We start from the raw sequence: 24,763 nt of genomic DNA on the forward strand, positions 1-24,763 counted from the left end.
AACCCCGGCTTGCCTGAAAAATACAATAACAAGAGGACATCCAGGCATGACTCACCTTCACTGCGGCATTTTCAGACCCGGTTGCAGCACCCTTGTGTTCACCCGGCGCGGAGGGCTTGTGAAATGAGCCCGTTAATCCTGATGGTTACCGCGGGGCTAGGGATCGCTCTGTTGTTGTTTTTGGTGCTCAAGTACAAGTTCCAGCCGTTCGTGGCGTTGATGCTGGTGAGCATTCTGGTGGCGCTGGTGGCCGGGGTAAAACCGGCCGACCTGGTCGCCACCATCGAAGGCGGCATGGGCAAGACGTTGGGCCATATCGCGATCATCATTGCCCTGGGCGCGATGATCGGGCGGATCATCGAACTCTCCGGTGGTGCCGAGGCGCTGGCCAAGACGCTGATCAGCCGTTTCGGCAATCGACGCACGCCGCTGGCGCTGACGATTGCCGGGTTCATGGTCGGGGTGCCGGTGTTCTTCGAGGTCGGTGTGATCATCCTGATGCCGCTGGCCTATGGCGTCGCTCGCAGTGCGCGCAAGCCGCTGTTGGTGTTTGCGCTGCCGATGTGTGCTGCGTTGCTGACCGTACACGCCTTCCTGCCGCCACACCCCGGCGCGGTGGCCGCTGCCAGTCAGTTGGGTGCCGACCTCGGTCGCGTGCTGATGTTCGGTCTGCCGATCACTGCGTTCCTCTGCTATGTCGGTTACCGCGTGGCCGGGCGCATGACCCGTCGGGTGTACCCGATGACCGACGATATCCGCGCCGAAGTCTATGGCCCGCATGTCACCAACGAAGACCTGGTCGCCTGGGCCAATGGCAACGGCAAGAGCGCTGAACGAGCTGCCGTGGCCGCGTCGCACATGGGCCTGGAAGAGTCCACCAGCGCGATCGTTTCCAAGTTGCCGCCGGCACCCGCGCCGGGTTTTGGCATGATCGTCAGCCTGATCGCGCTACCGATCATTCTGATTCTGCTGGGAACACTGTCCAACTCGTTGCTGCCTGCCGACTCGGTCCTGCGCGGCATCATGACCGTGCTCGGTGCGCCATTGGTGGCTCTGCTGATCGACACCTTGCTGTGTGCCTGGTTGTTGGGTTCGCGTCGGGGCTGGAGTCGTACCCAGGTGTCTGACGTGATCGGTTCGGCCTTGCCTGGCGTGGCCATGGTGATTCTGATTGCCGGTGCCGGCGGTGTGTTCGGCAAGGTGCTGGTGGATACCGGCATCGGCGCGGTGGTCTCCGATTTGTTGCGCACCACCGGTCTGCCGGTGCTCGCGCTGGGCTTTCTGCTGACCATGCTGTTGCGTGCGGTCCAGGGCTCGACCACGGTGGCGCTGGTGACCACCGCCGGCATCATCAGCCCGCTGATCGCGACCCTCAACCTCACCGCGAATCACATGGCGCTGCTGTGCCTGGCCATGGGCGGTGGCGGGTTGGCCATGTCCCACATCAATGACGCTGGTTACTGGATCTTCACCAAGCTGTCCGGGCTGAACGTGGCCGACGGCCTGCGTACCTGGACCGTGCTGACCACCTTGCTCGGCACGCTGGGTTTCGGTATTACCTTGCTGATCTGGCCGTTTGTCTAACCTTCTGCCCAAGGAGCTACCATGCCTCGTTTTGCTGCCAACCTCAGCATGCTCTACCCGGAACATGAGTTTCTGGATCGTTTCGCCGCCGCGGCCGCCGATGGTTTTGAAGCGGTGGAGTACCTGTTCCCCTACGACTACAGCGCCCAGGAACTCAAACAGCGCTTGAGCGATAACGGCCTGGTACAGGCGCTGTTCAACGCACCGCCCGGCGATTGGGCGGCGGGTGAGCGGGGCACGGTGTCGTTGCCGGGTCGGGAAAGTGAATTTCGCAGCGGTTTCGATCGCGCGCTGGAATACGCCGCCGTCCTGGGCAACTCACGCATCCATGTGATGGCCGGGTTGTTGCCGTCGGAAAGTGATCGACCACGGCATCACGGCGTGTACCTGGAGAACCTGGCCTATGCCACCGCGCAGGCCGCCAAGGTCGGTGTCACCGTGCTGCTGGAACCGATCAACACGCGCGACATGCCGGGCTTTTTCCTCAACCGCCAGGATCAGGCCCAGGCCATCTGCAAGGAAGTGGGCGCCGGTAACCTGAAGGTTCAGTTCGATTGCTACCACTGCCAGATCGTCGAAGGTGACCTGGCCACTAAACTGCGTCGGGATTTCGCCGGCATCGGTCATATCCAGATCGCCGGTGTACCGGATCGACACGAGCCAGACCTGGGTGAAGTCAACTATCCCTATCTGTTCGAGTTGATCGACCAGTTGGGTTATGACGGCTGGGTAGGGTGCGAATACCGGCCCCGTGGCAACACGTCGGCCGGCTTGCAGTGGCTGCGGGACTGGAAGGCGCGCTAACGCCTTACAGGTTGTTATCGGAAGGCAACAGCAGTTCGACACCCTGCTTGCGGATGCTATCGGCCGCGGCAGGGGTCAGTGCGTCGTCGCTGAGGATGATGTCGAACTGCTCGAGCCCGGCGATCCGGTACATGCTGAACGTGCCGTACTTCGAACTGCTGGCCACCAGCACCACTTGCGAGGCCGATTGCATCGCGACTTGCTTGACCTCCACCTTCAGCGCCGACGGCGTGGTGAGGCCGCGACGCAAATCCCAGGAGCTGGTGGAAATGAAAGCGATATCGGTGACGATCTGACGCAAGGTGGCCACCGCCAGCCCACCCACGCACGATTGATTCGAATGATCCAGTTGCCCGCCGGTGTGAATCACCGTGACATGGGGCGCATCGATCAGCGCTTGGACAATCCCGAAGTCGTTGGTCACCACGGTCATTCCCGACAGCGCCTTGATGTACGGGACGATTTCCAGCGTGCTCGTGCCCGCATCCAGATAAACCGTCATATCGGCATGCAGTAGCCGCGCGGCCAGCTTGGCCATCGCCTGCTTCTGCGGCAACTCGACCACCGCCTTGAACTGATGACTGGGCTCGCTGTGGAGCTGGCTGGCAATTCGCACGCCGCCAGTGACCGAGTAAGCACGGCCTTCCTGTTCAAGCAGCGCGATATCGCGGCGGATGGTCATGTGCGAGCAGTCGAACATTTCCATCAACTGATGAACGCTCAGCACCTGATGCTTGCGCAATTGGCGCAGCATCAATTCACGGCGCTGTTCAGGAATCATCGGTGCGCCGCTTTCGGCGGCGATGTCCTTTTGACTAGGCATTCGGGCTCCAGAGTGAAGAAATCCGCCGACAAGGAAAGCGGTGCAAACATAGTAGCGAATCTACGGTAAAGGAACGAGCTGTTGCGGATCTCTGTTCTGGTGACGGCAGCCTCAATCCAGATCCCGGCGGATAGCGTCCAGGCGTTCGTCGAGCAATGGGGTGAGGAGGGCGTAGCACTGCGCCGGGGTGATGGACACGGTGGTTGTCCCGATCAGGCAGCGTTGCAGTTGTTCGAGCGCAGTGTGCAGCGAATGGGGAGCGTGCTTGAGCAAGCGTTCGTGCAGGTACTGCAATTGAATCAGCATTTCCAATGGGCAACTTCGATGGGCGGCGGCGCGTACCGACAGCCCGCGCAGTCGTCCCAGCTCTTCAAGTTCCCAGCAGCGCGCGGCGATGCTCGGGCGCGCCAGGCTGAGCGCACAGCGTTGCAGTTCGAGGTGCTGGATGGCGCCGAGCAGGTCCTGCAGCAATCGGCAATGGCCATCGAAATCCGCCGGGTCGCGACGTAACGCGCCCCAGGCCTGGCACTGTGCGGAATACGGCCACTCCCTCCAGTGTTGGTCGAGCGCGTGCCCCAATGCCTGGCAACGTTGTTGCGCCTCGCGGGTGACTTGTCCGCCGAGACCGCGATGTTGCTGTAGTCCTTGCAGCAGGTCGAGACCGAGCAACAGCGCCTGCCTTAGTCCCGTATCACCCTGTGGCAGACGGACTTGGCGGGATGGCCCACCGTCGAATGCTGTGGCGAGTGCTGGATTCATGGGCGGCTTCCGACGGTGAGCTGGTTGAGATAACGGGTCAGGTCGTGCAGCGCATTGGTTTGCGTGCTCTGTTCCTGCACCGCGCCATTGACCTGTTGCAACTGTTCGCTGAGGGCATGATTGGCTAGCTGATGCTCGCTGAGCGCCTGTTGCATGGCGCCGAGCTGTTGCAGATTGGTCTGGCTATGTTGAGCCAGATCGTCGAGGTTGGCGGCGAGCTGCTCGCTCTGTTCACTCCCGGCTGCCAGCAGATCGCGGTGTTCCTTGACCTCGCCATCCACCTGGCGCACGGCCATGGCGATCGCTGTCGCGGCGGTAGTGATTTCATGGGTCGCCCGGTCGGTGGCCTGGGCCAGGCTGCGGACCTCATCGGCGACCACGGCGAAACCGCGCCCGTGCTCGCCGGCACGGGCCGCCTCGATGGAGGCATTGAGCGCCAGCAACTGGGTCTGTTTGGCCAATGCCTGAATGCTGTTGACCGTGCTTTCCACGGCGGTCGTGCGCTGCAGCAACGCGTCCACGGTATGCGCGGTATTGCCCAGGCGGTGCTGAATGGCGCGCATGCTGTCACCCACTGAGCGCGCCTCCAGGCAACCGGTTTCGCTCTGGGTGTGAGCGTTGGCGAAGGCTGCCAGCGCGCCCTTGGCCAAGGCATCGATGCTGTACAGGGTCTGATCGATCTGTTCGCTGGCGGCGGCGATCATGGCGATGCGTTGGCTCTGTTCCGCACCTTGATCGCGGGCCTGTTGGGCCATCTGCTCCAGGGCACGGCTGGCGAACTGCACTTCGCTGCGCAAGCGTTCGTTGTTGCGCAGTTGCAGGCTGGCGGCCACCAGCAGCGTCGCAGGGTCGGTATCCCGGGAGCTGCGCAGCAGTTGTGCCAGTTCCGTATCCCAGAATGTCTGCAGCTGGCGTTGATGACGCTCGCGAAGCTGCCAGGCGCATCCCAGGTACAGCACGCCAGGTATCAGGGCCAATGCGCCAGCGGGATGTTCGGCCAGTGCGAGACCACAGGCGCCGAGGGCTATTCCGAGCGGTAGCCAGAAGCCGATCCTGCTGCGTTCGAGCAGGGCTCTGCCAGGTTCGAACAAGGCTTTGGCGAATGATGTGCCGGCCGGGTGCGATGTGCCGCCATCGCTGCGCAGATGAACGATGGCGTGACCCGGTGGGTGCATTCCTTGAGCGGACATGAGGATTTCCTTCTGATGCCGGGATGAAAGCAAAAACGGCGCACGCTCTCCTGCCGCAATGGGCAGGGAAGCGGACGCCGTTGTCCGAGATGTTTGCCAAACCATCGGTGTTGATGGCTCAAGCCTGATCAAAAGCCTAAGCAAGTTGTTTGCCAGCCTTTGTGCTCGACAACGGATCAGCCTGTCACCCCGCGGTGGAAGGAGAATTGCATCTGATGGCTACAGGGTTGCGAAGGGCAGCACAGACGAGCAACGCACCAGTCGCGGGAATGGCTGCGTCGCTGTGCTCTGTTCTGGTTCGTGCCCATCCGCACCGGGCGCACACTTGGTAGCAGCTGCCGAGCCTGCGAGGCTGCGTTCGGCTGCGAAGCAGTCGTAAAACCAGAGCTCGCGATGTGTCAGGCAGACCACATCAGCCGGACTCACGACTGCTTCGCAGCCGAACGCAGCCTCGCAAGCTCGACAGCTGCTACAGCGAGCGCAGGTTCGACAGCTGCTACGGATCGCATTGCGGCTTACACAACGCGAGAAAATCCGGCATCGTTAGTTCATGAATTTCTGAACTAACTATTTGCTGCAGCCTATTCAATCGCTTGTCGCCCTAGCCTTAGGATTCGTCACACGGGACCGCAGCCATCAGAGCCGCGGCCCGCAGCAACTTCTTTCGACTGCCCAGTAACGCCAGCCCAATAGCGGGTGGCCTGACGCAGCCGAGAGGAATGCATGAAGCTAGAAATTTTCCGCACGTTATGGGGCTATACCGCCAGCAAGGCACAGGCCCTGGATGAACTGCTCGCCGCCGGCTTCGATGGCCTCGAAGCGCGCCTGCCACTGCAGGCCGATGAGCGTGGCGAGTTCGGCGCTTTCCTGCGCAGTAATCAAGTTCCCTACATCTGCACACTGTTCAGTGCCTACGATGTATTGCCCGACCAGAACGCCACGCCCACCCAACACCTGGCCGACATTGATCGCAAACTGGGCTGGGCCTCGGAGCTGACCCCACGTTTCGTCAATCTGCTGGCAGGCAACGACCGCTGGCCGCAGGCATTGCAGGTCGAATTCTTCGGCCAGGCCCTGGAACTGGCCGCCAGGCATGGCGTGTTCTGCAGTTTCGAGACCCATCGCGCCCGTTCCCTTTACAGCCCTTGGGTGACCCTGGAGCTGATCCGCCAACTGCCGGACCTGCGTTTCACCAGTGACATCAGCCACTGGGTGGTGTGCTGTGAGCGACTGCTGGACGATCCGGCCGACGATCTTTCGGCTTTCGTCGAACGCGTGCATCACATCCAGGCGCGGGTCGGCTACGACCAAGGCCCGCAAGTCCCCCATCCCGCCGCACCGGAATATGCCCGTGAACTGGCGTTCCATCAGCGCCACTGGGAGGCCGTCTGGACCGCTCAGCGCGAACGTGGCTACCCGGTCAGCACCTTGACCCCGGAGTTCGGTGCCGACGGTTATCTGCATCACTTGCCCTTCACCAACATGCCGGTGGCCGACCTCTGGACCTTGAACCAGTGGATGGCCCGGACCGAGCGCGAACACTTCGACCGTTTCACCCGTGAAGGAGCCCGCCATGCGTAACACCTCGCCAACCCAAGCCAACTTCAACAGCATTCCGGTGGTGAACATCGCCGGGCTCTTCAGCATCGAACTGGAGCACCGCCTGGCCGTGGCCGAGCAACTGGGCCGCGCCGCCAGCGATGTGGGCTTTCTGTACATCACCGGGCACGGCATCGATCCGGCGCTGATCGAGGGCCTGCGCCAGGCGGCCAGGGATTATTTTGCGCAACCGCTGGACGCCAAGATGCGCCACTACATCGGCGCCTCGGAAAGCCACAAGGGCTTCGTGCCCGAAGGAGAGGAGGTGTATTCCAAGGGCAAACCGGATCACAAAGAAGCGTTCGATATCGGCTTCGAAGTGCCAGCGGATGACCCGCTGTTCCTCAACCGTACACCGCTGCTGGGGCCGAACCACTGGCCCGACGTGCCGGGTTTCCAGAGCGCGGTACAGAACTACTATCAGGCGGTGTTCGCGCTAGGCCGCCGGCTGTTCGATGGCTTCGCCCTGGCCCTGGGGCTGGAGGAGGGGTACTTCGACGCGCTGGTGACTCGCCCACCCTCCAAGTTGCGGCTGATCCATTATCCCTTCGACGCCGATGTCGTCGACGCTCCGGGCATCGGCGCGCATACCGACTACGAGTGCTTCACCATCCTGCACGCCGATCAACCGGGGCTGGAGGTGCTCAATGATCAGGGGCAGTGGATCGACGCGCCGCCACTACCCGACGCGTTCGTGGTGAACATCGGCGACATGCTGGAAGTCATGACCGCGGGTGCCTTTGTGGCCACTGCCCACCGGGTGCGCAAGGTCGCGCAGGAGCGCTACAGCTTCCCGCTGTTCTACGCCTGCGACTATCACACGCTGATCAAGCCGCTGCCGGCCTTCGCCAGGGATGACCGGGAGTACGAGGCGCTGGCGATTGGCGAACACATGTGGAGCCAGGCCTTACAGACCTACCAGTACCTGCGCAAACGCGTGGAGAACGGCGAGCTTGAGTTGCCGTCCCGGGCCCGAAAGCCATCGAGTTTCGGCCACCTGAAGAACACCACCTCTCATTCCTAAAAAAACAACCCACGGAGCTTCCCACCATGAAAAGCCACAACGCCCTGACCAAACTGAGCCTGCTCGCCGCCGGCCTGTTCTGCGCCCATGCTGCCTTCGCCAACACCGCGACCCCCGGTGTGTTGAAAGTCGGTATGGAAATCACTTACCCGCCGTTCGAGTCCTACGACGCTGACAAGAATGTGGTCGGCTCCGATCCTGAGTTGGCCCACTCCCTGGCCAAGGCGATGAGCGTCAAGGCCAACTTCGTCGACACCAAGTTCCCTAATCTGATCAACGGCCTCAACGCCGGGCATTACGACGCGATCATTTCCGGCATGTACATCACCCCCGAGCGCCAGCTCCAGGCCCGCACTATCGCCTACGCCAATACCGGCGCGGCGATCATGGTGCCCAAGGGCAGTGAGTTGAGCCCGCAGGTTCCCGAGGACTTGTGCGGCCTGAAGATCGGCCTGGAGCAGGGCACCACCTGGGTCGCCAAGTTCAACCAGTTGTCCAGCGACTACTGCGTTCCGAACAACAAAGGCGCGATCACCGTCAACGAATACCCCTCGGCTCCCGAAGTGACGCAGGCGCTGCTGTCGAAGAACATCCAGGCCCAGGTGGAAATCGCCGGTGCCGCGCACATGATCGCCCAGCGCACCAACGGGCGGGTCGTGGTCAGCTCGCAGAAACTGGTTTACCCGCAGACCTTGGGCATCTACGTGAAGAAAGACGCCGAGGCAACCTATCAGGCGCTGGTCAAGGCCCTGGCTGACAGCAAAGCCAACGGCGAGTACGCCGCCATTCTCAAAAAATACGATCTGGAACCGGTCTCCGAGTAATGGCTGAAGCCGCGCCCTCGGTCGAGGGCGCGGCGTGCACGAGGTGTCTATGCAATTCGACTGGTCTTACTTTATTTCGCTGTTCTCCAAGACTGACTTCTGGGCGGCGAGCCTGACCGTCATCGAACTGAGCGCCCTGGCCTGGTTCCTGGGGATGTTGCTGGGCTTCATCCTGGCGTCAGCCAAGCTGTCCGGCTCGCCCTGGCTGCGCTTGCCGGCGTCACTCTACATCTGGTTCTTTCGCAGCATTCCGCTGCTGGTGCTGGTGGTCTTCATCTACAACCTGCCGCAGTTGCTGCCCGGTGCCGGGCCGGTGCTGTCGGTACCGTTCTATTCCGGCCTGTTGGCGCTGGTGGTCACTGAGGCCGCCTACATGGCTGAAATTCATCGTGGCGGGCTGATCTCGGTCGCCAAGGGCCAGAAGGAAGCCGGCCGCGCCCTGGGAATCGGCCTGTTCGGTCTGCAACGGCTGATTGTGATTCCCCAGGCCTTTCGTATCTCACTGCCGACCTTGATCAACGAATACATCACGGTGGTCAAACTGACGTCGTTGATCTCGGTGATTTCATTGACCGAACTGTTGACCGTCGGCCAGCGCCTGTATGCGCAGAACTTCCTGGTAATGGAAACCCTGGCGGCGGTGGGTGTGTACTACGTGCTGATCGTTACGCTGTTCGGCTTTGCCCTGCAGCGTCTGGAACGCTACCTGGACCTCAACCTGCGGACACCGCAAACCCTCGACAGCGCCTCGACACAAGCGCTGCGTGACAGCCTGGCGCCTGTTCTATCGAGCAAGCTCAAGCCGCCATCCAAAGGCGCCGCCCCGGCCCTGCAACTGCAGGGTGTGCACAAACGCTACGGCGATCATCATGTGCTCAAGGGCATCGACCTGAAGGTACAAAGTGGCCAGGTGATTTCGATCATCGGCCCGTCCGGCTCCGGCAAGACTTCGCTGATTCGTACGGTCAATGGCCTGGAGCGCATCGATCAGGGCGAAATCCTGTTGTTCGGCGAGGGCTTCATCAATGCCTGGGACAAACCGGATAGCCGTCGGATTCGTCAGGGCGTACGGCGCATCGGCATGGTGTTCCAGAGCTTCAACCTGTTCCCGCACCGCACACTGCTGGACAACATCAGCCTCGCTCCCCGTTATCACGGTGTCGGTCGTGTGTTGAGCGAGCAACGCGCCTGCCAGTTACTCGACAAGGTCGGCCTGTTGGCACACGTCCACAAATATCCGCATCAACTGTCCGGCGGCCAGCAACAACGCGTGGCGATTGCCCGGGCCATGGCCATGGACCCGGATATCCTGCTGTTCGACGAACCGACCTCGGCGCTGGATCCGGAGCTGGTCGGCGAAGTACTCGCGGTCATCAGCCACCTGGCCCGCGAAGGCATGACCCTGCTGATTGTCACCCACGAGATGGATTTTGCCCTGTCGATTTCCGACCGGGTGATCTTCATGGAAAACGGCCACATTCAGCTGGATGCCTCGCCACAGGCGATCCGCGAGCAGCCCGAGGCTCATAGAGTGCGGCGGTTCATGGGATTGCAGGTGCCAGAGGAGGAGGGATGCCTGCCTTGAATGGGTTTAGCCGTGTGCCCTCAGAATTCCTATGGCGACAAATAGCGCTTTTGTATGCGCGCCAGGGTGCCGTCATCGCGAAGCGTTTCAACCGCCGCGCGCAAGTCTTGCACCAGTTGGGCGGAGCACTGCTTCGAGCAAGCCAGGTAGAGGTCCACACTGCTCATGACGGGGCTCATGTGCAGTGTATGTTCAGACACTTTCGGCCAGATGTATCGACTCTCCGGGACACCGTTGAACCAGGCATCGATGCGACCTTTCAAGAGCATCTGCGCGGGGTTGTCGCCAATGGTCAGGGGGTGGATCTGCTCGTCGCTGAAGCCTTGTTCACGGAGGATTTCCTCCTGCGCACTGCCCAGGCCGACGCCGATCCCCCGGTAGGTTTGTTTCGCTTGCTCGAAGCTGCTCACCGGCCGGTCAAGGCTGAAAAAAGCACGCTCCATGGGCATGATCGGCGCGATCCAGGTGAAGCGATCTTCACGTTCCTGCGTGCGTGACAAAGGGGCGATCAGGATGTCCTGAGTCTCGCTGACATGTTTCTGCGATCTGGCCCAGGGAAGCACATGGACATGCGCGACATAGCCGGCGTTGGCAATGGCGGTCATCACGGCCTCGCCGACCATGCCGTGGCCTTTGGAGCCATCGACGAACGTCAGGGGTGGAGCGTCCGGGATATACAGTTCGAGCGGCAAGGGCGCGCCACTCGCGTGACAGGCAATCAGCAGCGAGATCGACAGGCACAACCTGCAAAGCGTCTTTGTACGGGCAGTTGAGATCCGTGAACTCCCGCTCATGGTTGATCATTCAGGCATTGAAAGTAGGGGGGAGCCACAATTCACCGGTGGTATTGATCACAGGGATGATGAGTCTGTTTTTGTATTGGATTCGGCATCGACGCCGTATTTTACGCAGACTTTGTGGCGGGACACATCTACCTCCCAAGTGAATGTGTTTTGCGGGGCCAGTACCTGTTGTGCACCCGCATCACAATGGGCGAGCAGCAGGTGGCGTCAGGATCGGGCCTGGGTATCGCGGAACAGCTTGGGCGATATGCCGAATGCCGATTTGAACTGTCTGCTGAAATGAGCACTGCTGCCATAGCCCCAGGCAAAGGCGATGTCGGTGAGTGAGCGATGGGCATGTTCCCGGCTGCGCAGATCTTCGGCGCAGCGCGACAGGCGCCGTTGCCAGATGTATTCGCTGATACTGCAGCCGAGCTCCTCCTGAAAGGCGCGGTGCAAACTGCGCACCGAGCATTGCTCGACGCTGGCGATGCGCTCGATGGTCAGGTCGCGGTCGGCCAGGTGACGTTCGATATAGGCTTTGAGGCGGTTTTGCTTGAAGAAACGGAAGTCGTGTTCGAGTTGCTTTTCTTCCTGTTTGTTCTTCAGGGCGTTATCCAGAAGCCCCACGATGCTGTTGCCGATCAGTTCGGCCGAATGATTGTTGAGCAGTGGGTACTGGCTGTAGGCATCACTGATCAGATGCATCAACATGCGGCCCAATCCATTGCGCCCGTTCAGGTGAACATCGCCCGCTTGCGGTGGCTGTCGGGCCGGCCCCTTGAAGAGCAGGATAAAATGTTCGCAACCTTGAGTGCTGGTGACGCTGAAGGGCTGGCCGCTGTCGACCAACAGCATCTCGTCAGGCGCTAATGCGCTGCAGTGCCGACCTTGTTCGAAATGACTGACGCCGGCGATCTGCAGAATCAGCATGCGCGGCGTATCGGGTGAGTCGACCGCTTTGCTCAGATGGCGTGAGTAGCGATGGGCACTGGCGGTCATGCGGCAGAAGCCGAGCTGACCCAGATCACCATATTCCAGCCGACCTTGAAAGTTGCTGTTATGCAACGGGTCGATGAATGTCGACTCCAGACGCTTGATGTAGTCCGGCGTGCGACCCAAGTGATCGCTCATGAACTCTTTCCACTTCATCAGCCGGTCGGAGCGAATAACCTGATCGGTGGACACACAGGCTAAATGACTCATTTTTTCGCCTCTTTTCTTATTGTTTTTGTTGATTGGGCAAATGGGTCAACACTTGCCCAATTTTAGTCCGGTCAGTATCGATCAAGAATCAGAAAGGGTAGTGGTGGCTCCCCGGTTGCCAGGTGACCCAATGGGCGCGGGTGAATTCATCCAGGGCGTAGTGACCATTGAAACGCCCGAGGCCGGAGTTCTTTTCGCCGCCGAAGGGCGCATTGGGCTGGTCGTCGACGGTGATGTCGTTGATATGGGTCATCCCGGCCACGATGCCACGGGCGAAGTTCAAGCCTCGGGCCATGTCCCGGGTGAATACCGCGCTGGACAGGCCATATTCGCTGGCGTTGGCCAACTCCAACGCATGCGCTTCGTTTTCTGCGATCAGCAGCGGCAGCAACGGCCCGAAGGTTTCATCACGTGCCAGTTCCTGATCGATCCCGACTTCACCGAAGACATGCGCAGGCAACACCAACCCGGACGCTGGGCCGCCACACAACCGCTTGAGGCCCGCATTCTCGGCGGCATCGATTTTACGCAACAGGCCATCGAGCTGGTTCTGATTGACCACCGGCCCGATCACGGTGTCTGCGTGGGCCGGGTCGCCGGTCTTGAGCTTGCGCACTCGCTCCACCACCAGCGCGGTGAAGTCCGCATACAGCGAGCGGTCGACGATCACCCGGTTGACGCTCATGCAGATCTGGCCCTGATGCAGGAAACGCCCGACCACTGCTGCGTGCGCGGCTATATCAATATCCGCATCATCCAGGACCACCAGTGGAGCATTGCCGCCCAACTCCAGCGCAACGCGCTTGATGTGTTTGCCGCCAGTCGCAATCCGGCCGACATTGCGACCGACATCGGTTGAGCCGGTGAAGGAAATCAGGCTTGGCACCGGGTGTTCGACGAAGGCATCGCCGATCTCCGAACCTGCACCGACCACGACATTGAGCGAACCCTCCGGGAAGCCTGCGTCTTCGAACAAATGAGCAATCAGCAGGCCGCCTGTTACTGCCGTGTCGCTGGCGGGTTTAAGCACCACTGTGTTGCCAAGCGCGAGTGCCGGGACCACCGAACGCATGCTCAGGTACAACGGAAAATTCCATGGGCTGATCACCCCGACAACACCCAGCGGTTCACGGAAGACAAAGCTCTGTTCACCGGGCTTGTAGCTCGTCAGGATCCGTCCTTCAACCTGCATCGGCAACGTTGCGCACTCACGCACCAGGTTCAGGGTGAACTGCCATTCCATGCTCGCCTTGATGCGCGTGCTGCCGGACTCACGAATCAGCCAGTCGATGATTTCATCGCGGCGGTTCAGGATGACATGAGCGAGTTTCTCCAGTTGCGCGCTGCGCTGCGTCGGATGCAGCTTTGCCCACGCTGTTTGCGCACGATGTGCAGCCTGATAGGCATCGTCGAGATCGGCAATCGAGGCCAGTGGCATTTCCAGCAGTTGCTCGCCATTGAAGGGGTTACGGTCATCCAGGCGCCGCGAGGAACGACCTGTACGCCAGGTGCCATTGATGTATTGGTCGCCGTTGATGGCGTAGAGGGGCAAATGTTGAGTCGTCATAGTCTTACCTTTGGAGGCAGGTGGCCGCGTCGATTAAGGACATGGATGATGCAAAACCTTGTCTGAAGAAATGTGCTCAGCTTCTGATCCAGGCGCGCCCCCAGGAATTGAGTGTGTACTCCTCCTGCGGCCAGACGCCGGGTTGGCGGGCGGCATCGGTTATTTCGAGTTCGGCGGAAAACTCCAGGCGGTTGCGATCGGCATCGACGACCATAAAGAACAGATTGTTGCCCGGCCCATGCCGGCCGGGGCCGAAAAAGAGGGTTATACGTTCCTTGGCGAAGCGATCACCCCAGTCACGGATGTCGTTCCATTCATTGGTTTCGTAACAGTGGTGATCCCATTCGTTTTTCGAACCGCGGAAAAATGCCAGCGAATGATGTTCATCGTCGGAGCGCAGAAAACACGTCATGAGCTGGCCGGTCTGCTCGTCGACGACGTTGTCCGACACCGTGTACCCGACTGTATTGACGTAGAAATCGATCATGGCTTCCAGTTCAGTGGTCTGGAATACCACGTGTTGCAGGCGGCCCGGCATGCCTGGCCGGTCGGCGCTGGAATCCGTGTGGGATACGCCAAATATCGTTTGCCGACCCTGAGGGTCACGAATCAGAAAGGCGCATGGTTCGAGCAACGGCGAGTCGATGTCTTCGACAGCACAGCCGTTCTCGTTCAGGCGGGCACGCAGTTCTCCCAGCCGAGCCTGATCGCCCAGGTCATAGGCCGCCGCGAGCAGGCCGCTGTGATCGGCGGGCGACACGAGCATGGCGCGTTGCGGGCCACTGAGTATCCAGCTGCCATCGGGCTGTGCCAGGCCTTCCATGTCCAGCATGCGCCGGTAGAAATCGATTTGTCGTTGCGGCTCTTTGCTCGCCAGATGCAGGTAGCACAGGCGTGCAGGGGTGCAGGTCTGTAGGGTTTGCATAAACACCTCCGTAGCTTTAAGGGTTCAGGGAAAGACCGGTGCGATACTCGACTCGGCTGTCTGGTTTCGCGCCTGCGCGATGCCGAACAACGACTGCAGCGACTCGGCAGCCTTTGTTTCGCCGCTCTTATCGAAGATGGCGGCGATATAGCGATCCGGGCGCAGCAGCAAGAATGTGTTTGAATCGCCCAGTATTTCTTTGAGCAAACCCTGGCGGTCATGAAGCACCGCGCAGCCAGGCATCGAAGGGATGTTTTTGACAGGCTCGGGAAGGATCAGAATGCGCTTGGCTTCGAGGTGGAACCACAAGCCATGCTGGAGTTCGTCGATGCGTTGGCGGCTGTAATCGCCGTACTGAATCAAGGCGAAGCCGGCACCGATCGAGTCATCGAGCAGAAATTCCTGGCCTTGAGCATCGGTGAGCATCGGTTGAGGGAACATGTGTCCGCAGGACAGTTTCCCGGCTTTACCTTCGGTCAGTACCAGCCCTTTGGTGAATCGGGGTTTAGGCTTGAAGCGCATTTGCAGGAAATAGTCCCGCAACGGCGGCAGCAGGCCGATCAAAGCAAATGCACCGCTGATCAAACGAGCGCGCAAGACAGTTGCCGGCGCCATGACCACGCCGAGGTTCAAGGCCAGTCTGATCAATGCCCAGGCGTGATCGCGACGCTCGCTTTCGTAAGACAGTAGAGCCGTTTCAGCCATTTTGCCCTTCAGCACGCCGATCAGTTTCCAGGCCAGGTTATGGGCATCGCGAACACCGCTGTTCATGCCCTGTCCGGCATAGGGAGGGGTCAGATGCGCGGCATCGCCAGCGAGAAACACGCGGTTCACTTGCCACCGTTCGGCAACCCGGGCGTGGAAGGTATAAACGGTCTTGCGCACGATGGACGCCGGGGTGTTGCCCTTGAAGGGATGAAGCAACGCTTGCAGGCGAGCATCGCCGAGTACCTGCTCATCGGTTTCGTCCGGCTTGAGCAGAAACTCGAAGCGGCGTGTGCGGTGGGGGCCGGGTACTTCAACGACGGGACGGCGTGCATCGCAGTACACACGTGTTTGCCAGAACGGATCGTCATCCTGATCAGTGTCGACCACCAGCCAGCGCGAGGAGAAGCTCGAGCCAACCATCTCGATTCCGAGTTGCTTGCGCACCGGGCTACGACCACCGTCGCAGGCGACCAGATAGGCCGCATGGACTTCGACAGTTTCGCCGTCTGCGTCACGGATCAGTGCGCGCACGCCATGCTTATCCTGACTGAATTCCAGCAGCTCATGGCTGAACCGTGCCTTCAGGTTGGCAAAGCGCTCGAGGCCCATTTTCAGGGTGTGTTCAAACAGTGGCTGGCGAAATGCATTGCGCTTGGGGAACCCGTACAACTTGCCGGTGGGCTCGACTTTGCCGAAGCAGCGGCCACCGGGCCGAGTGAAGTAGTGCACGCCATAGCCCGGCACTACATCTCGCAACACGGCTTCATCCAGTCCGACGGCCTGCATGGTGCGCAAGGATTCGTCATCGATCGAAACGGCCCGCGGCTCGGTCACGGTGTCCGGCTTGCGATCAATGATCAAGGTGTCCACATCGGCTTGGCCAAGCAAGTTGGCCAGGGTCAGCCCGGTGGGCCCGGCGCCGATGATCAAGACGTGTGTACTGATTTTTTTGAGGGGTGTCATTGTTGTTCCCTTCCGGATGGCTCAGTCCAATGGCTTGGGGCGGTTGGCGAGTGCAGCCATGAGTTGCGACAGGTTTTGCGCCAGGGCGAGGACCTGCTGTCCTTGCTGTTCTTCCTGAGTGCTGTCACGTTCCTGAATCGGGCGCACGCAGCTGATGCTGCCGACGACTTTGCCATCGCCATCGAAGATCGGAGCGGCGAGGCCATAGACGCCAGCGTCGACTTCGCCGGCGCTGGCCACATAGCCCTGATGACGAAGACGCTGCAGCGAGCGGCGGAACTGTTCCCAGGTCTGACCAAGGTTGCTGGCGCGCACCTCATCGGGGTTTTCCAGGAAGAGTTGGCTGTGTTGACGCGCGGTCATGTTGGCGAGGATGGCCTTGGAGGTCGCCCCCAGGAACAACGGCCTCGGTGAGCCGCGTGAGTAGCTGACCTCGCTGAACAAATCGCCGTATTGATGAATGCAGACCACCTGGTCCTTGAACAGGCGGCAGATCAGCCAGATCTGTTGCTCGCTCCAGCGTGGGAGGCTTGGTTCCAATGATTGTGCGGCGCGCACCAAAGGGTCGCTCAGTCGCAACTGACGGTCCCAGGTAATGATTCTCGCGCCCAGGGCGTAACGTCCGGCCCCGACCTGGAACAACAAGTTGGCCTCGGCCAGTTCGCGCACATAGCGGTAGATGGTTGAACGGGTAAACCCCAATGCACCGCCCATGTCATCGACAGCCCAGATCGGACTCTCTTCGGTAAACAGATCGAGTACCCGCAGCATGCGCTCCAGGCTAGAACCTTTACTGTCGATATCCTGCGCCGGCAATTGTTCTGATTCGCGTAGTGTGGCCATGGCTTACTGCTCGTCGACGATGCTGTTGCGCAGGATGCCGATTCGCGAAATTTCGATCTCGACTTCATCGCCCGGTTTCATCCATACCGGCGGTTCACGGAACGCGCCGACGCCGCCGGTGGTGCCGCTGACAATCACATCGCCGGGGGCCAGTTCGGTGAAGGTGGAGCAATATTCGATCAGTGCGCGGACGTCGAAAATCATGTCGCTGGTGCTGGTGTGCTGCATGACTTCGCCATTGAGGCGGGTAGTCAGTTCCAGGTCCTGCGGATCACCGATCTCGTCGCGGGTAACCAGCCAAGGGCCAAAGCCGCCGGTGTTCGGGAAGTTCTTGCCCGGCACGAATTGAATGGTGTGTTTCTGCCAGTCGCGGACACTGCCGTCGTTGTAGCAGGCGTAACCGGCGACATAGTCCAGCGCGTCGGCTTGCTTGACGTGACGCGCCGGTTTGCCGATTACCACCGCCAGCTCGCCTTCAAAATCAAGCTTGTGCGAGGCCTTCGGGCGAACGATGGGTTGCAGGTGGGCAGTCTGGCTGTCAGCGAAACGAGTGAAAATCATCGGGTAGGTCGGCATCTCACGACCGGTTTCACGTACGTGTGTGGCGTAGTTGATGCCAATGCACAGCACTTTGCCCGGGTTCGGGATGACGGGGAGAAAAGTTACTTCAGCCAATGGGATACGAGGCAGGCTCGCGAGGACCTCGTGGCTTAGTTCGGCCAGGCGATTGTTGGCGATAGCCTGCTTGAGATCGGTGCCGAAGGTTTGCTTGACCGACTCCAGATCGATGACATGCTCGCCATCGACGACGCCGTAGGTGCTACGGCCTTGAACAATAAAGCTCGCGAGTTTCATTGAGTGCTCCTTGATAGAGGATCAGCGCATGCGCAGGGAGCAAAGAAGCTCGGCACTGCTCATGTAGCTATGGCGGCAGGTAAGCCGCGGCGGTTGAGGTTCAATCTAGTTGTGGAGATTAATCCTGTAAAGCGGGATTTATTAAAAATCCCAAAATGCAGGAATTATGCTTTTTTATGTATTTTTGGCAGCATTTTGCCGACCCTCCGGAACAGGCAATACGAGACAGTGACGTGTTTGGAAGGTCAGGGCAGGAGCCGTATCCCGGCCTGGTGAATCACAGGCTTCCTGTCATTTCAGTGGGTCGCCCATGGGTTCATAGTTTGCTCGGCACCCAGCAACCATGTAGCGACATGCGCATCCGGAACGGCACTTTGATTCGTGCAATGGGGCCATTCTCCATGTCACGAGAATCCAGAACTACAAGCTCGCTGCGACCGTCCGCGATGTGATTGAGAACGGAAACGACGTAGCCATCCGCCTCCTGCGCATCAGGGGAGCGCGGAATGAAAATGGGCTCCTGGAAGCATCCGCTGTCACCGGGAAACCAGGCATCGGTGGTGCCTGTTTTCAGGTTCACATGGGCCAGCAGATTGAAGAATTGAAACGGAATCGGCCCATTCGCGGGGTTGTACGGGCGCTCTGGATCGAACGCGAGCACAAAGCCGTGCTCATATTTTCGACCGATGTAGCGGTCATCGCACCTTGGGAATTCGCAGGGGTAATCCGTCAATGGCTGCGGTTGAATGTCCTCCTGCGTGCTGGTCAGGTCGAAGGTCCAGCGCATCAGGCTGGCCGCCAGTGTTTCGGGTGGCGGGACATGACCGTCGGCCTGGGGAAAGAAGTAAAAGATATTCCCGCCGGTGACCGGCATGTCTACGTAAACCTTGTCGCCCTCATCGAACGCGTTGAGCGTATGGCCCTGGAAACCGTCCTTGGGGCCCTTGAACCATCGAACGTCCTCCGCGCGCCCATTGCGTGGTACGACGGCGAAGAGCTGAGGCAGATCGGGTTGCCATTGGAAATGCTGGCCACCTTTCTTCATACGCTCGAGGTCGGTCGTCAACGGAATCAGCGGGAACACCACGTAGTGTTCAGTCACCGCGAAATCATGAACCATGGCCGCGTACGGCGCCTGGAACCAGATTTGGTGCAACAGCTTTCCGTCGGGCGACAGTTCGAAATAGGCCAGGTCAGGTGTGCCGTCGCCTTTGGCTTCGTAGCTGAAGGCCAAGAGGTTTCCTGATACCGGGTCGAGCTTGGGGTGGGCGGTGAACGTCGCTGATTCGATCTGCCCGTCAAAATGCCACTCGCCGAGGGTTTCCAGTGTTTCAAGATCCATTGCCCAGGGCATGGCATCTTCTTTGAGTGCAAGCAGCACACCGTTATGAGCGACAACGCTGGTATTGGCGGTGGTGTTGTTCTTCGCCGCTAGTGGATCATTGGTGTAGACGTTTCGATAGATTCCATTGAGCGAGCGACCTTCGCGGCGCTGAGCCATCAACCGGTCGGTTATTACGTAGCGACGTCGCATCGACACCTTGCCATCGGCAAAGTAGAACGCGCTGACCATTCCGTCGCCATTGAAGAAAATATCCGAGCCCAGCATCGGCGGGTATTGCGGGTCTGGCGCAACCTGATAAAAAGCGCCACGGATCGAAGCGGGAAGGGTGCCTTCAATCTCCAGGTCGAACACCTCGGCTTCTATCCGACTGGGTGCATAGAGCGCGCCGGAAAATTCAGGGGTTTGGGGAAACGGGGTGGTCATCGGCATAACCTCTGAAGATGGGTATCGATTGTTCATTGACGGGGTTCCTGTTTGATATCAGGTCAGGTCGACTGAGGCGACAGTGCTGTTGCGCAAGGCTTCGCGTCACGACGAAAACGTGCAACGAGCAGACACGAGATAACCAGGGCTGTCAGGTAGGCCGAGGCCGCCAGCCATCCGACGGCGCGGAATTGCCCTTCGCCTACCACGAGTGCCGCGCCAAACGGGCCGAGCCCCTGACCAACGAAAATCGCGGCGTTACCCAGCCCGGCCAGTCGGCCGGAAGGGTCCAGCTCGGCCGCCATGGACAGTAAGTAAGGCAGACTGAAAAACCATACTGCATGGATCAGGCAGGCAGTGACCGCAAATGCTACAGGGGTATTGCCATAGACCATGACCAGAGTCGCAATCAGCGCCGTGCCGAAGCTTAGTAGTTGCGGAAACAGCAACCCAAGGCGTCTGCCGATAAGTCCGGCCAGTGCCGCTCCAAGGGCACCGGCAAGGATGCTGCCCCCCAGTATTCCACCGATCTGTTGCGGTTCCAGGCCAATGCTTTTACCGATGCGCTCTTGGTAAACCCACAGTGCGGAATGGCCAAAAAACAGCAGCGTAAAAAGCATCAGCAGTAAGATCGATGTGAGCCCGAAAGGCGGGATCGAGCCGCTCGCTGCCCGATGTGCCTCGGGGTAGCTCCTCGGCACTCTCCAGCTACCAACCATCGCCAGGGCACTGGCGATGGCCAAGAGATAAAACGCCCCGGCCACGCCGAATGATTTCAGAATGACCGGCATGGAACTCACAAGCAGCATCCCCCAGAGCAGGTTGCCGATGTTTATCACCGCGAACGTCGAATCCTTGGATGTGCGCAGGGCTGCGGTGGCGTAGACAACGGCCATGACCGCGCCACCGCTTGCGCCGCATATCATTCGGCAGATCAGTAGCAAACCCTGACTATGCAGTTGAGCACTGGCCAGATTGCCGAGTACCAGCATCAGCAAGGCAATCAGGGCAAAGCGGCGCCGGTCGACGCTGGCCATCAACATGGCGCAAACGCCGCAGGCGACGGCCATCGCAATCAGTTCTGCCGCAAAAATGGCGCCGATGGCATTCAGTGGCAAACCGAGTTGGTCGATAAAGGCTCCGCCCAGAATAGGCTGGATTTGCAACGTCCCTAAGGAAATGACCATCATCAGGCAGATAGCGGCCAATGATTTTTTACTGTCAATGGAGTCGAGCGCGTTCATGAAACATCACCTCGGGTAAAAGGGCCCGCTCATGCACGAGTGGGCGCACATCGGTCAGAATGTGTGGGCGTATCGGATCTGGACGGCGTAATCCGTTTGCGCGCGGTTCTCGACGCCGGTCTCTTTATAGGTATTCAGCCAGAAGCCCTGGCCATCGCTGATTTTCCAGAACAGGCCCGGGCCGATGCCCAGCACCTTTTCCCGAGAGTTGCTCAGCCGACCTCCGTTAACCTCGTCATCTGATATTTGCCTGAAGTAGTACCCGTTGATCCCGACGGATACGTTGGGGACCACTTCATACGAGGCCGTGAAGTTGGCCCACGCCGATTGTCCTGCCTGGGTGTCGCGCACAGGCTGGCCCTCGAAAAGTTGCGTCGAACTGCTCGCCGGATCGTTGTTCTTGAAGTTGTACAGGTAGTGCAGCCTCCAGCTCACTTCCCAACGAGGCGCCGGCATCCAGGTCGCGGCCCAGTAAGGGTTCAGAGAGAAGTAGTTGGAGCCTGGGTTCAGGTCTTTATGTTTATCGTATTTGCCGGTTGGAAGGATGGTGTCGAAAGCCAGACGCTGTACAAACACGGGCCTGCCGTGGGCGTCGACGATCGGGTCGAACTGGATCTGCGGCCCTACCGTGACATCACCAAGCCCTGTGCCGTTATCCTGGAGCTTGGCACCGTTGTCGCCAAAGTCACCGTCCAGGGAGATGATGGGCACCAATAAGCTCCAGCCCAGGTGTGCACCACCGCCGATGGTGTCGGGTGAGTAATAGCTCAGTTGGTTGATCAGCGAGATGACGTTGATCTTCGGATTGTCGAAGGCGCCATTATCCTTGCCTGCATTGTCCCTGATGCTGCGTGCGGTGCTGAATTTCAGATAGGTCAGGTGGGACAGACCGGGCGGCCCCGCGAAACCGTCGTAGAAACTGGTGCCGCCCAGATTGATGCCGCTGGGTTCACTCACCGACGGTGGTGGAGGGCCCTCTACTGCTGGTACGGCAAGCGATGCGAAGCTGAGTGCCAGGCATACTGGCAGGGATTTTTTCAGGCTCATCGAAGTGGCTCTATTCTTGGAATTGTGAGCCGGGGTAGCTCCCCTGGCACTTCGACTTTAATTCCCGAACGTTCGTGATGCTTGAGCACAACGGCCAGAGTTGACTGAGAGCGCCATGATGCAGGGGGGGCAGCGCGAAACCTGTGGGGGTGGGCTTGTCCCACATTCTGCACATCGTGTCAGTGCACCAACGAAGTGGAATGCTTGCGGACTCACCGGTTCAAAAAGTCTGCCCCATGGAGAACTGGAACACTTGCGTATCAGCGTTCTCAGGCTTTTTGACCGGGAAGGCCAGGTTGAAACTCAACGGTCCCATCGGGCTGTACCACGTGACGCCGACCCCCACGGAACTGGCCAGTTGACCGAGGTCGACACCGTCGCAACCCTGGGTGGTGCTCAGGTAGCACTTGTTGGAGTAGACGCTGCCGACGTCCCAGAAAACCGAAGTGCGCAGGGATTTGTTGTCTTTGATGAAGGGCATCGGGAACAGGTATTCGACCCCGCCGGTAATGAGGATATTGCCGCCCAATGCGTCGGTGTCCCGATCCGAATAATACGCCTGGCCGGCACTGGCATAGTTGCCGGTGGCCGGGGTGTTGCGCGGGCCGAGGGTGCCGCTTTCAAAGCCGCGCACCGAACCTTCGCCACCGGCCGTGTAGTTTTCATAGAAGGGCAGGCCGTCGGTCGAGCCGTAGCTGTTGCCATAACCGAGCTTGGTGTGGAAACGCAGCGAAGTGGCGTTGCTCAGTGGCAGGAAGGTCTGCCCGGTGTAATCGATCTTGTAGAAACTCAGATCACTGCCGGGCACTGTCACCGTCAGGTTGAGGTTCTGCGAATGTCCGCGGGTGGCCAGCACGCCCTTGTTCAGGGTCGATTCCGACCAGCCGAGGTTGGCCTTGAAGTTGTTGAACTCCTTGCCCTCGCGTGCAATGAAATCGTAGATCTCATCAGCGCTGTAGGTGCCTGGCTCGATGTTGTCGTGTTGCACGGTCAGGCCGAAACTCAGCCGTGAGGTTTCATTGATCGGGTAGCCAAGTGAAGTGCCGGCGCCATAACTGTTGATGGAGTAGTACGAAACGCCGTCACTGTAATAATCGCTGTAGTCGGTGGCGTTGTAGAACAGGTTGTAGCCCAGGCTCACCCCGTCCGGCGTGAAGTAGGGGTTGGTAAAACCGAAGTTGTACTTGCTTTGGTAGTCCGAGCGGGTCAGGCCCAGGCTGGCGTAGTTGCCCGTGCCCAGGAAGTTGTTCTGAGTGATCGAACCTCCGAGGATCAGGCCGGAACTCTGAGAGAAACCGACGCTGGCGCTAATCGAACCGGAGGCCTGCTCTTCGACGCTGTAGTTCACGTCAACCTGGTCGTCGACGCCCGCTACAGCCGGCGTCTCGACGTTGACTTCCTTGAAGAAGCCCAGTCGTTCCAGACGGGTCTTGGATTGGTCGATCAGGTAGGTCGATGCCCAGCCACCTTCCATCTGACGCATTTCGCGACGCAGCACTTTGTCGTCGGTCTTGGTGTTGCCACGGAAGTTGATGCGGTTGATGTAGGCCCGCTTGCCCGGGTCGACCACGAAGGTGATATCGACGGTATGGTCGTCATTATTCGGGTTGGGGACCGCGTTGACGTTGGTAAAGGTGTAACCCTCGTTGCCCAGGCGACGGGTGATCAAGTCCGAGCTGGTGGTCATCAGCTTGCGGGAAAACACCTGGCCTTGCTGAACCAGCAACAGGGAACGGATCTGGTCTTCAGGCACTTTCAGGTCACCGCTGAGCTTGACGTCACGAACGGTGTATTTCGCGCCTTCGTTGATGTTGACGGTGATATAGACGTGTTTCTTGTCCGGGGTGATCGACACCTGGGTCGAGGTGATGTCCATGTTGATATAGCCGCGATCCAGGTAATAGGAGCGTAGGCGCTCCAGGTCACCGGAGAGTTTTTCGCGGGCGTACTTGTCATCGTTCTTGAAGAACGACAGCCAGTTACTGGTCTTGAGCTCGAACAGGTTGATCAGGTCTTCATCAGCAAAGACCGTGTTGCCCACCACGTTGATGTGTTGGATCGCCGCGACAGAGCCTTCGTCGATCTTGATTTTCAGGCCCACGCGGTTACGCGGTTGTGGGATCACTTCGGCATCGACCGACGCCGAGTAGCGGCCCTGAGCGACGTATTGGCGCTGCAGCTCGTTGCGCACGCCTTCGAGGGTGGCGCGCTGGAAGATCTCGCCTTCGGCCAGACCGGATTGCTTGAGGCCCTTCATCAGGTCTTCAGTGGAGATCGCCTTGTTGCCTTCGATCTCGATACTGGCGACCGAGGGGCGCTCGACCACCGTGATGATCAGCACGTCACCGTCGTGCCCCAGCTGGATATCCTGAAAGAAACCGGTCTTGAACAACGCACGGGTGGACTCCACCAAACGACGATCATCCGCTTCATCGCCGACGTTCAACGGCAATGCACCGAACACGCTGCCGGCGGAAACCCGTTGCAGGCCATTAATGCGAATATCGGAAATTTTGAAGCCTTGGGCGTGCGCAAATGTGGCGTTGAGCAATAGTGCAGCCGAGCAGAGCAGGCGCGAAAAATTCATCAAGATCTTATCCAGAACACATCGACAAGCAGCGTAGGCGGGCGCGGATATCTCACAGCAAGACGAGTTACCGCGA

General features: G+C 59.6%; 20 protein-coding genes. 6 read left to right on the forward strand and 14 right to left on the reverse strand.

From position 1 onward, the window contains the following. Positions 1–123: 123 nt before the first annotated feature. Together LOY28_RS12850 and otnI are read left to right on the forward strand one after the other, a co-directional pair. Positions 124–1,584: a GntP family transporter gene (locus LOY28_RS12850; RefSeq protein WP_018928934.1), complete on the forward strand. Its 1,461-nt coding sequence runs from the start codon at positions 124–126 to the stop codon at positions 1,582–1,584. A 21-nt stretch (positions 1,585–1,605) separates the two neighbouring features. Beyond that, positions 1,606–2,388, forward strand: coding sequence for a 2-oxo-tetronate isomerase (gene otnI, locus LOY28_RS12855; RefSeq protein WP_018928935.1), 783 nt, complete (start codon positions 1,606–1,608; stop codon positions 2,386–2,388). 4 nt (positions 2,389–2,392) lie between these two features. Here the strand turns inward: otnI and LOY28_RS12860 are convergent, their stop codons facing one another. The 3 genes from LOY28_RS12860 to LOY28_RS12870 all read right to left on the reverse strand — a co-directional run bounded on the left by LOY28_RS12860 (position 2,393) and on the right by LOY28_RS12870 (position 5,265). Continuing rightward, on the reverse strand, positions 2,393–3,211 hold the full coding sequence (locus tag LOY28_RS12860) for a DeoR/GlpR family DNA-binding transcription regulator (protein ID WP_018928936.1): 819 nt from the start codon (positions 3,209–3,211) through the stop codon (positions 2,393–2,395). Between the two features lie 111 nt (positions 3,212–3,322). Beyond that, complete coding sequence (locus LOY28_RS12865) at positions 3,323–3,880, reverse strand: hypothetical protein (protein WP_018928937.1); 558 nt, start codon at positions 3,878–3,880, stop codon at positions 3,323–3,325. 86 nt (positions 3,881–3,966) lie between these two features. Beyond that, complete coding sequence (locus LOY28_RS12870) at positions 3,967–5,265, reverse strand: methyl-accepting chemotaxis protein (RefSeq protein ID WP_408981040.1); 1,299 nt, start codon at positions 5,263–5,265, stop codon at positions 3,967–3,969. Positions 5,266–5,883: 618 nt separating this feature from the next. Between LOY28_RS12870 and LOY28_RS12875 the strand changes: the two genes are divergently transcribed. Genes LOY28_RS12875 through LOY28_RS12890 form a run of 4 tightly spaced genes read left to right on the forward strand, consistent with a single transcriptional unit; the run spans position 5,884 to position 10,192 of the window. Continuing rightward, positions 5,884–6,741, forward strand: a complete 858-nt coding sequence (locus LOY28_RS12875; RefSeq protein WP_192350312.1) for a sugar phosphate isomerase/epimerase — start codon at positions 5,884–5,886, stop codon at positions 6,739–6,741. Beyond that, positions 6,734–7,783: an isopenicillin N synthase family oxygenase gene (locus LOY28_RS12880; protein WP_192350314.1), complete on the forward strand. Its 1,050-nt coding sequence runs from the start codon at positions 6,734–6,736 to the stop codon at positions 7,781–7,783. The genes LOY28_RS12875 and LOY28_RS12880 overlap by 8 nt, the downstream gene beginning before the upstream one ends. Positions 7,784–7,809: 26 nt before the next feature. Continuing rightward, positions 7,810–8,607, forward strand: coding sequence for a transporter substrate-binding domain-containing protein (locus tag LOY28_RS12885; RefSeq protein WP_018928941.1), 798 nt, complete (start codon positions 7,810–7,812; stop codon positions 8,605–8,607). A 49-nt stretch (positions 8,608–8,656) separates the two neighbouring features. After that, positions 8,657–10,192 carry an amino acid ABC transporter permease/ATP-binding protein gene (locus LOY28_RS12890; protein ID WP_258614022.1) on the forward strand — a complete coding sequence of 512 codons (1,536 nt, stop codon included), beginning with the start codon at positions 8,657–8,659 and terminating at the stop codon, positions 10,190–10,192. Positions 10,193–10,221: 29 nt separating this feature from the next. On the opposite strand, the gene LOY28_RS12895 is transcribed toward LOY28_RS12890, so the two are convergent. The 11 genes from LOY28_RS12895 to bamA form a co-directional block, all read right to left on the reverse strand. Beyond that, the gene (locus tag LOY28_RS12895; protein WP_064617548.1) at positions 10,222–10,986 is read right to left on the reverse strand and encodes an ABC transporter substrate-binding protein; all 765 of its coding nucleotides are present in this window, start codon (positions 10,984–10,986) and stop codon (positions 10,222–10,224) included. A gap of 216 nt (positions 10,987–11,202) precedes the next feature. Then, complete coding sequence (locus LOY28_RS12900) at positions 11,203–12,180, reverse strand: helix-turn-helix domain-containing protein (RefSeq protein ID WP_258614031.1); 978 nt, start codon at positions 12,178–12,180, stop codon at positions 11,203–11,205. 88 nt (positions 12,181–12,268) lie between these two features. Further along, complete coding sequence (locus LOY28_RS12905) at positions 12,269–13,747, reverse strand: aldehyde dehydrogenase family protein (RefSeq protein WP_258614034.1); 1,479 nt, start codon at positions 13,745–13,747, stop codon at positions 12,269–12,271. A gap of 76 nt (positions 13,748–13,823) precedes the next feature. After that, positions 13,824–14,672 carry a VOC family protein gene (locus LOY28_RS12910; RefSeq protein ID WP_258614043.1) on the reverse strand — a complete coding sequence of 283 codons (849 nt, stop codon included), beginning with the start codon at positions 14,670–14,672 and terminating at the stop codon, positions 13,824–13,826. 24 nt (positions 14,673–14,696) lie between these two features. Beyond that, complete coding sequence (locus LOY28_RS12915) at positions 14,697–16,343, reverse strand: bifunctional 3-(3-hydroxy-phenyl)propionate/3-hydroxycinnamic acid hydroxylase (RefSeq protein ID WP_258614044.1); 1,647 nt, start codon at positions 16,341–16,343, stop codon at positions 14,697–14,699. A gap of 21 nt (positions 16,344–16,364) precedes the next feature. After that, positions 16,365–17,186: an IclR family transcriptional regulator gene (locus LOY28_RS12920; RefSeq protein WP_258614051.1), complete on the reverse strand. Its 822-nt coding sequence runs from the start codon at positions 17,184–17,186 to the stop codon at positions 16,365–16,367. Positions 17,187–17,189: 3 nt separating this feature from the next. Next, positions 17,190–18,041: a fumarylacetoacetate hydrolase family protein gene (locus LOY28_RS12925; protein ID WP_086945614.1), complete on the reverse strand. Its 852-nt coding sequence runs from the start codon at positions 18,039–18,041 to the stop codon at positions 17,190–17,192. Between the two features lie 316 nt (positions 18,042–18,357). Beyond that, entirely contained in the window at positions 18,358–19,809 is a 1,452-nt protein-coding gene (locus LOY28_RS12930) for a carotenoid oxygenase family protein (protein WP_258614445.1), read from the reverse strand. 62 nt (positions 19,810–19,871) lie between these two features. Next, positions 19,872–21,053, reverse strand: a complete 1,182-nt coding sequence (locus tag LOY28_RS12935) for an MFS transporter (RefSeq protein ID WP_258614057.1) — start codon at positions 21,051–21,053, stop codon at positions 19,872–19,874. A 54-nt stretch (positions 21,054–21,107) separates the two neighbouring features. Further along, a complete protein-coding gene (locus LOY28_RS12940) occupies positions 21,108–22,100 on the reverse strand; it encodes a transporter (protein ID WP_018928952.1) in 993 nt (330 codons plus the stop codon). Positions 22,101–22,320: 220 nt separating this feature from the next. After that, positions 22,321–24,687 carry an outer membrane protein assembly factor BamA gene (gene bamA / locus LOY28_RS12945; protein WP_258614063.1) on the reverse strand — a complete coding sequence of 789 codons (2,367 nt, stop codon included), beginning with the start codon at positions 24,685–24,687 and terminating at the stop codon, positions 22,321–22,323. Between the last annotated feature and the right edge of the window lie 76 nt (positions 24,688–24,763).

The organism is Pseudomonas sp. B21-017 (assembly GCF_024749245.1).
GTDB lineage: Bacteria > Pseudomonadota > Gammaproteobacteria > Pseudomonadales > Pseudomonadaceae > Aquipseudomonas.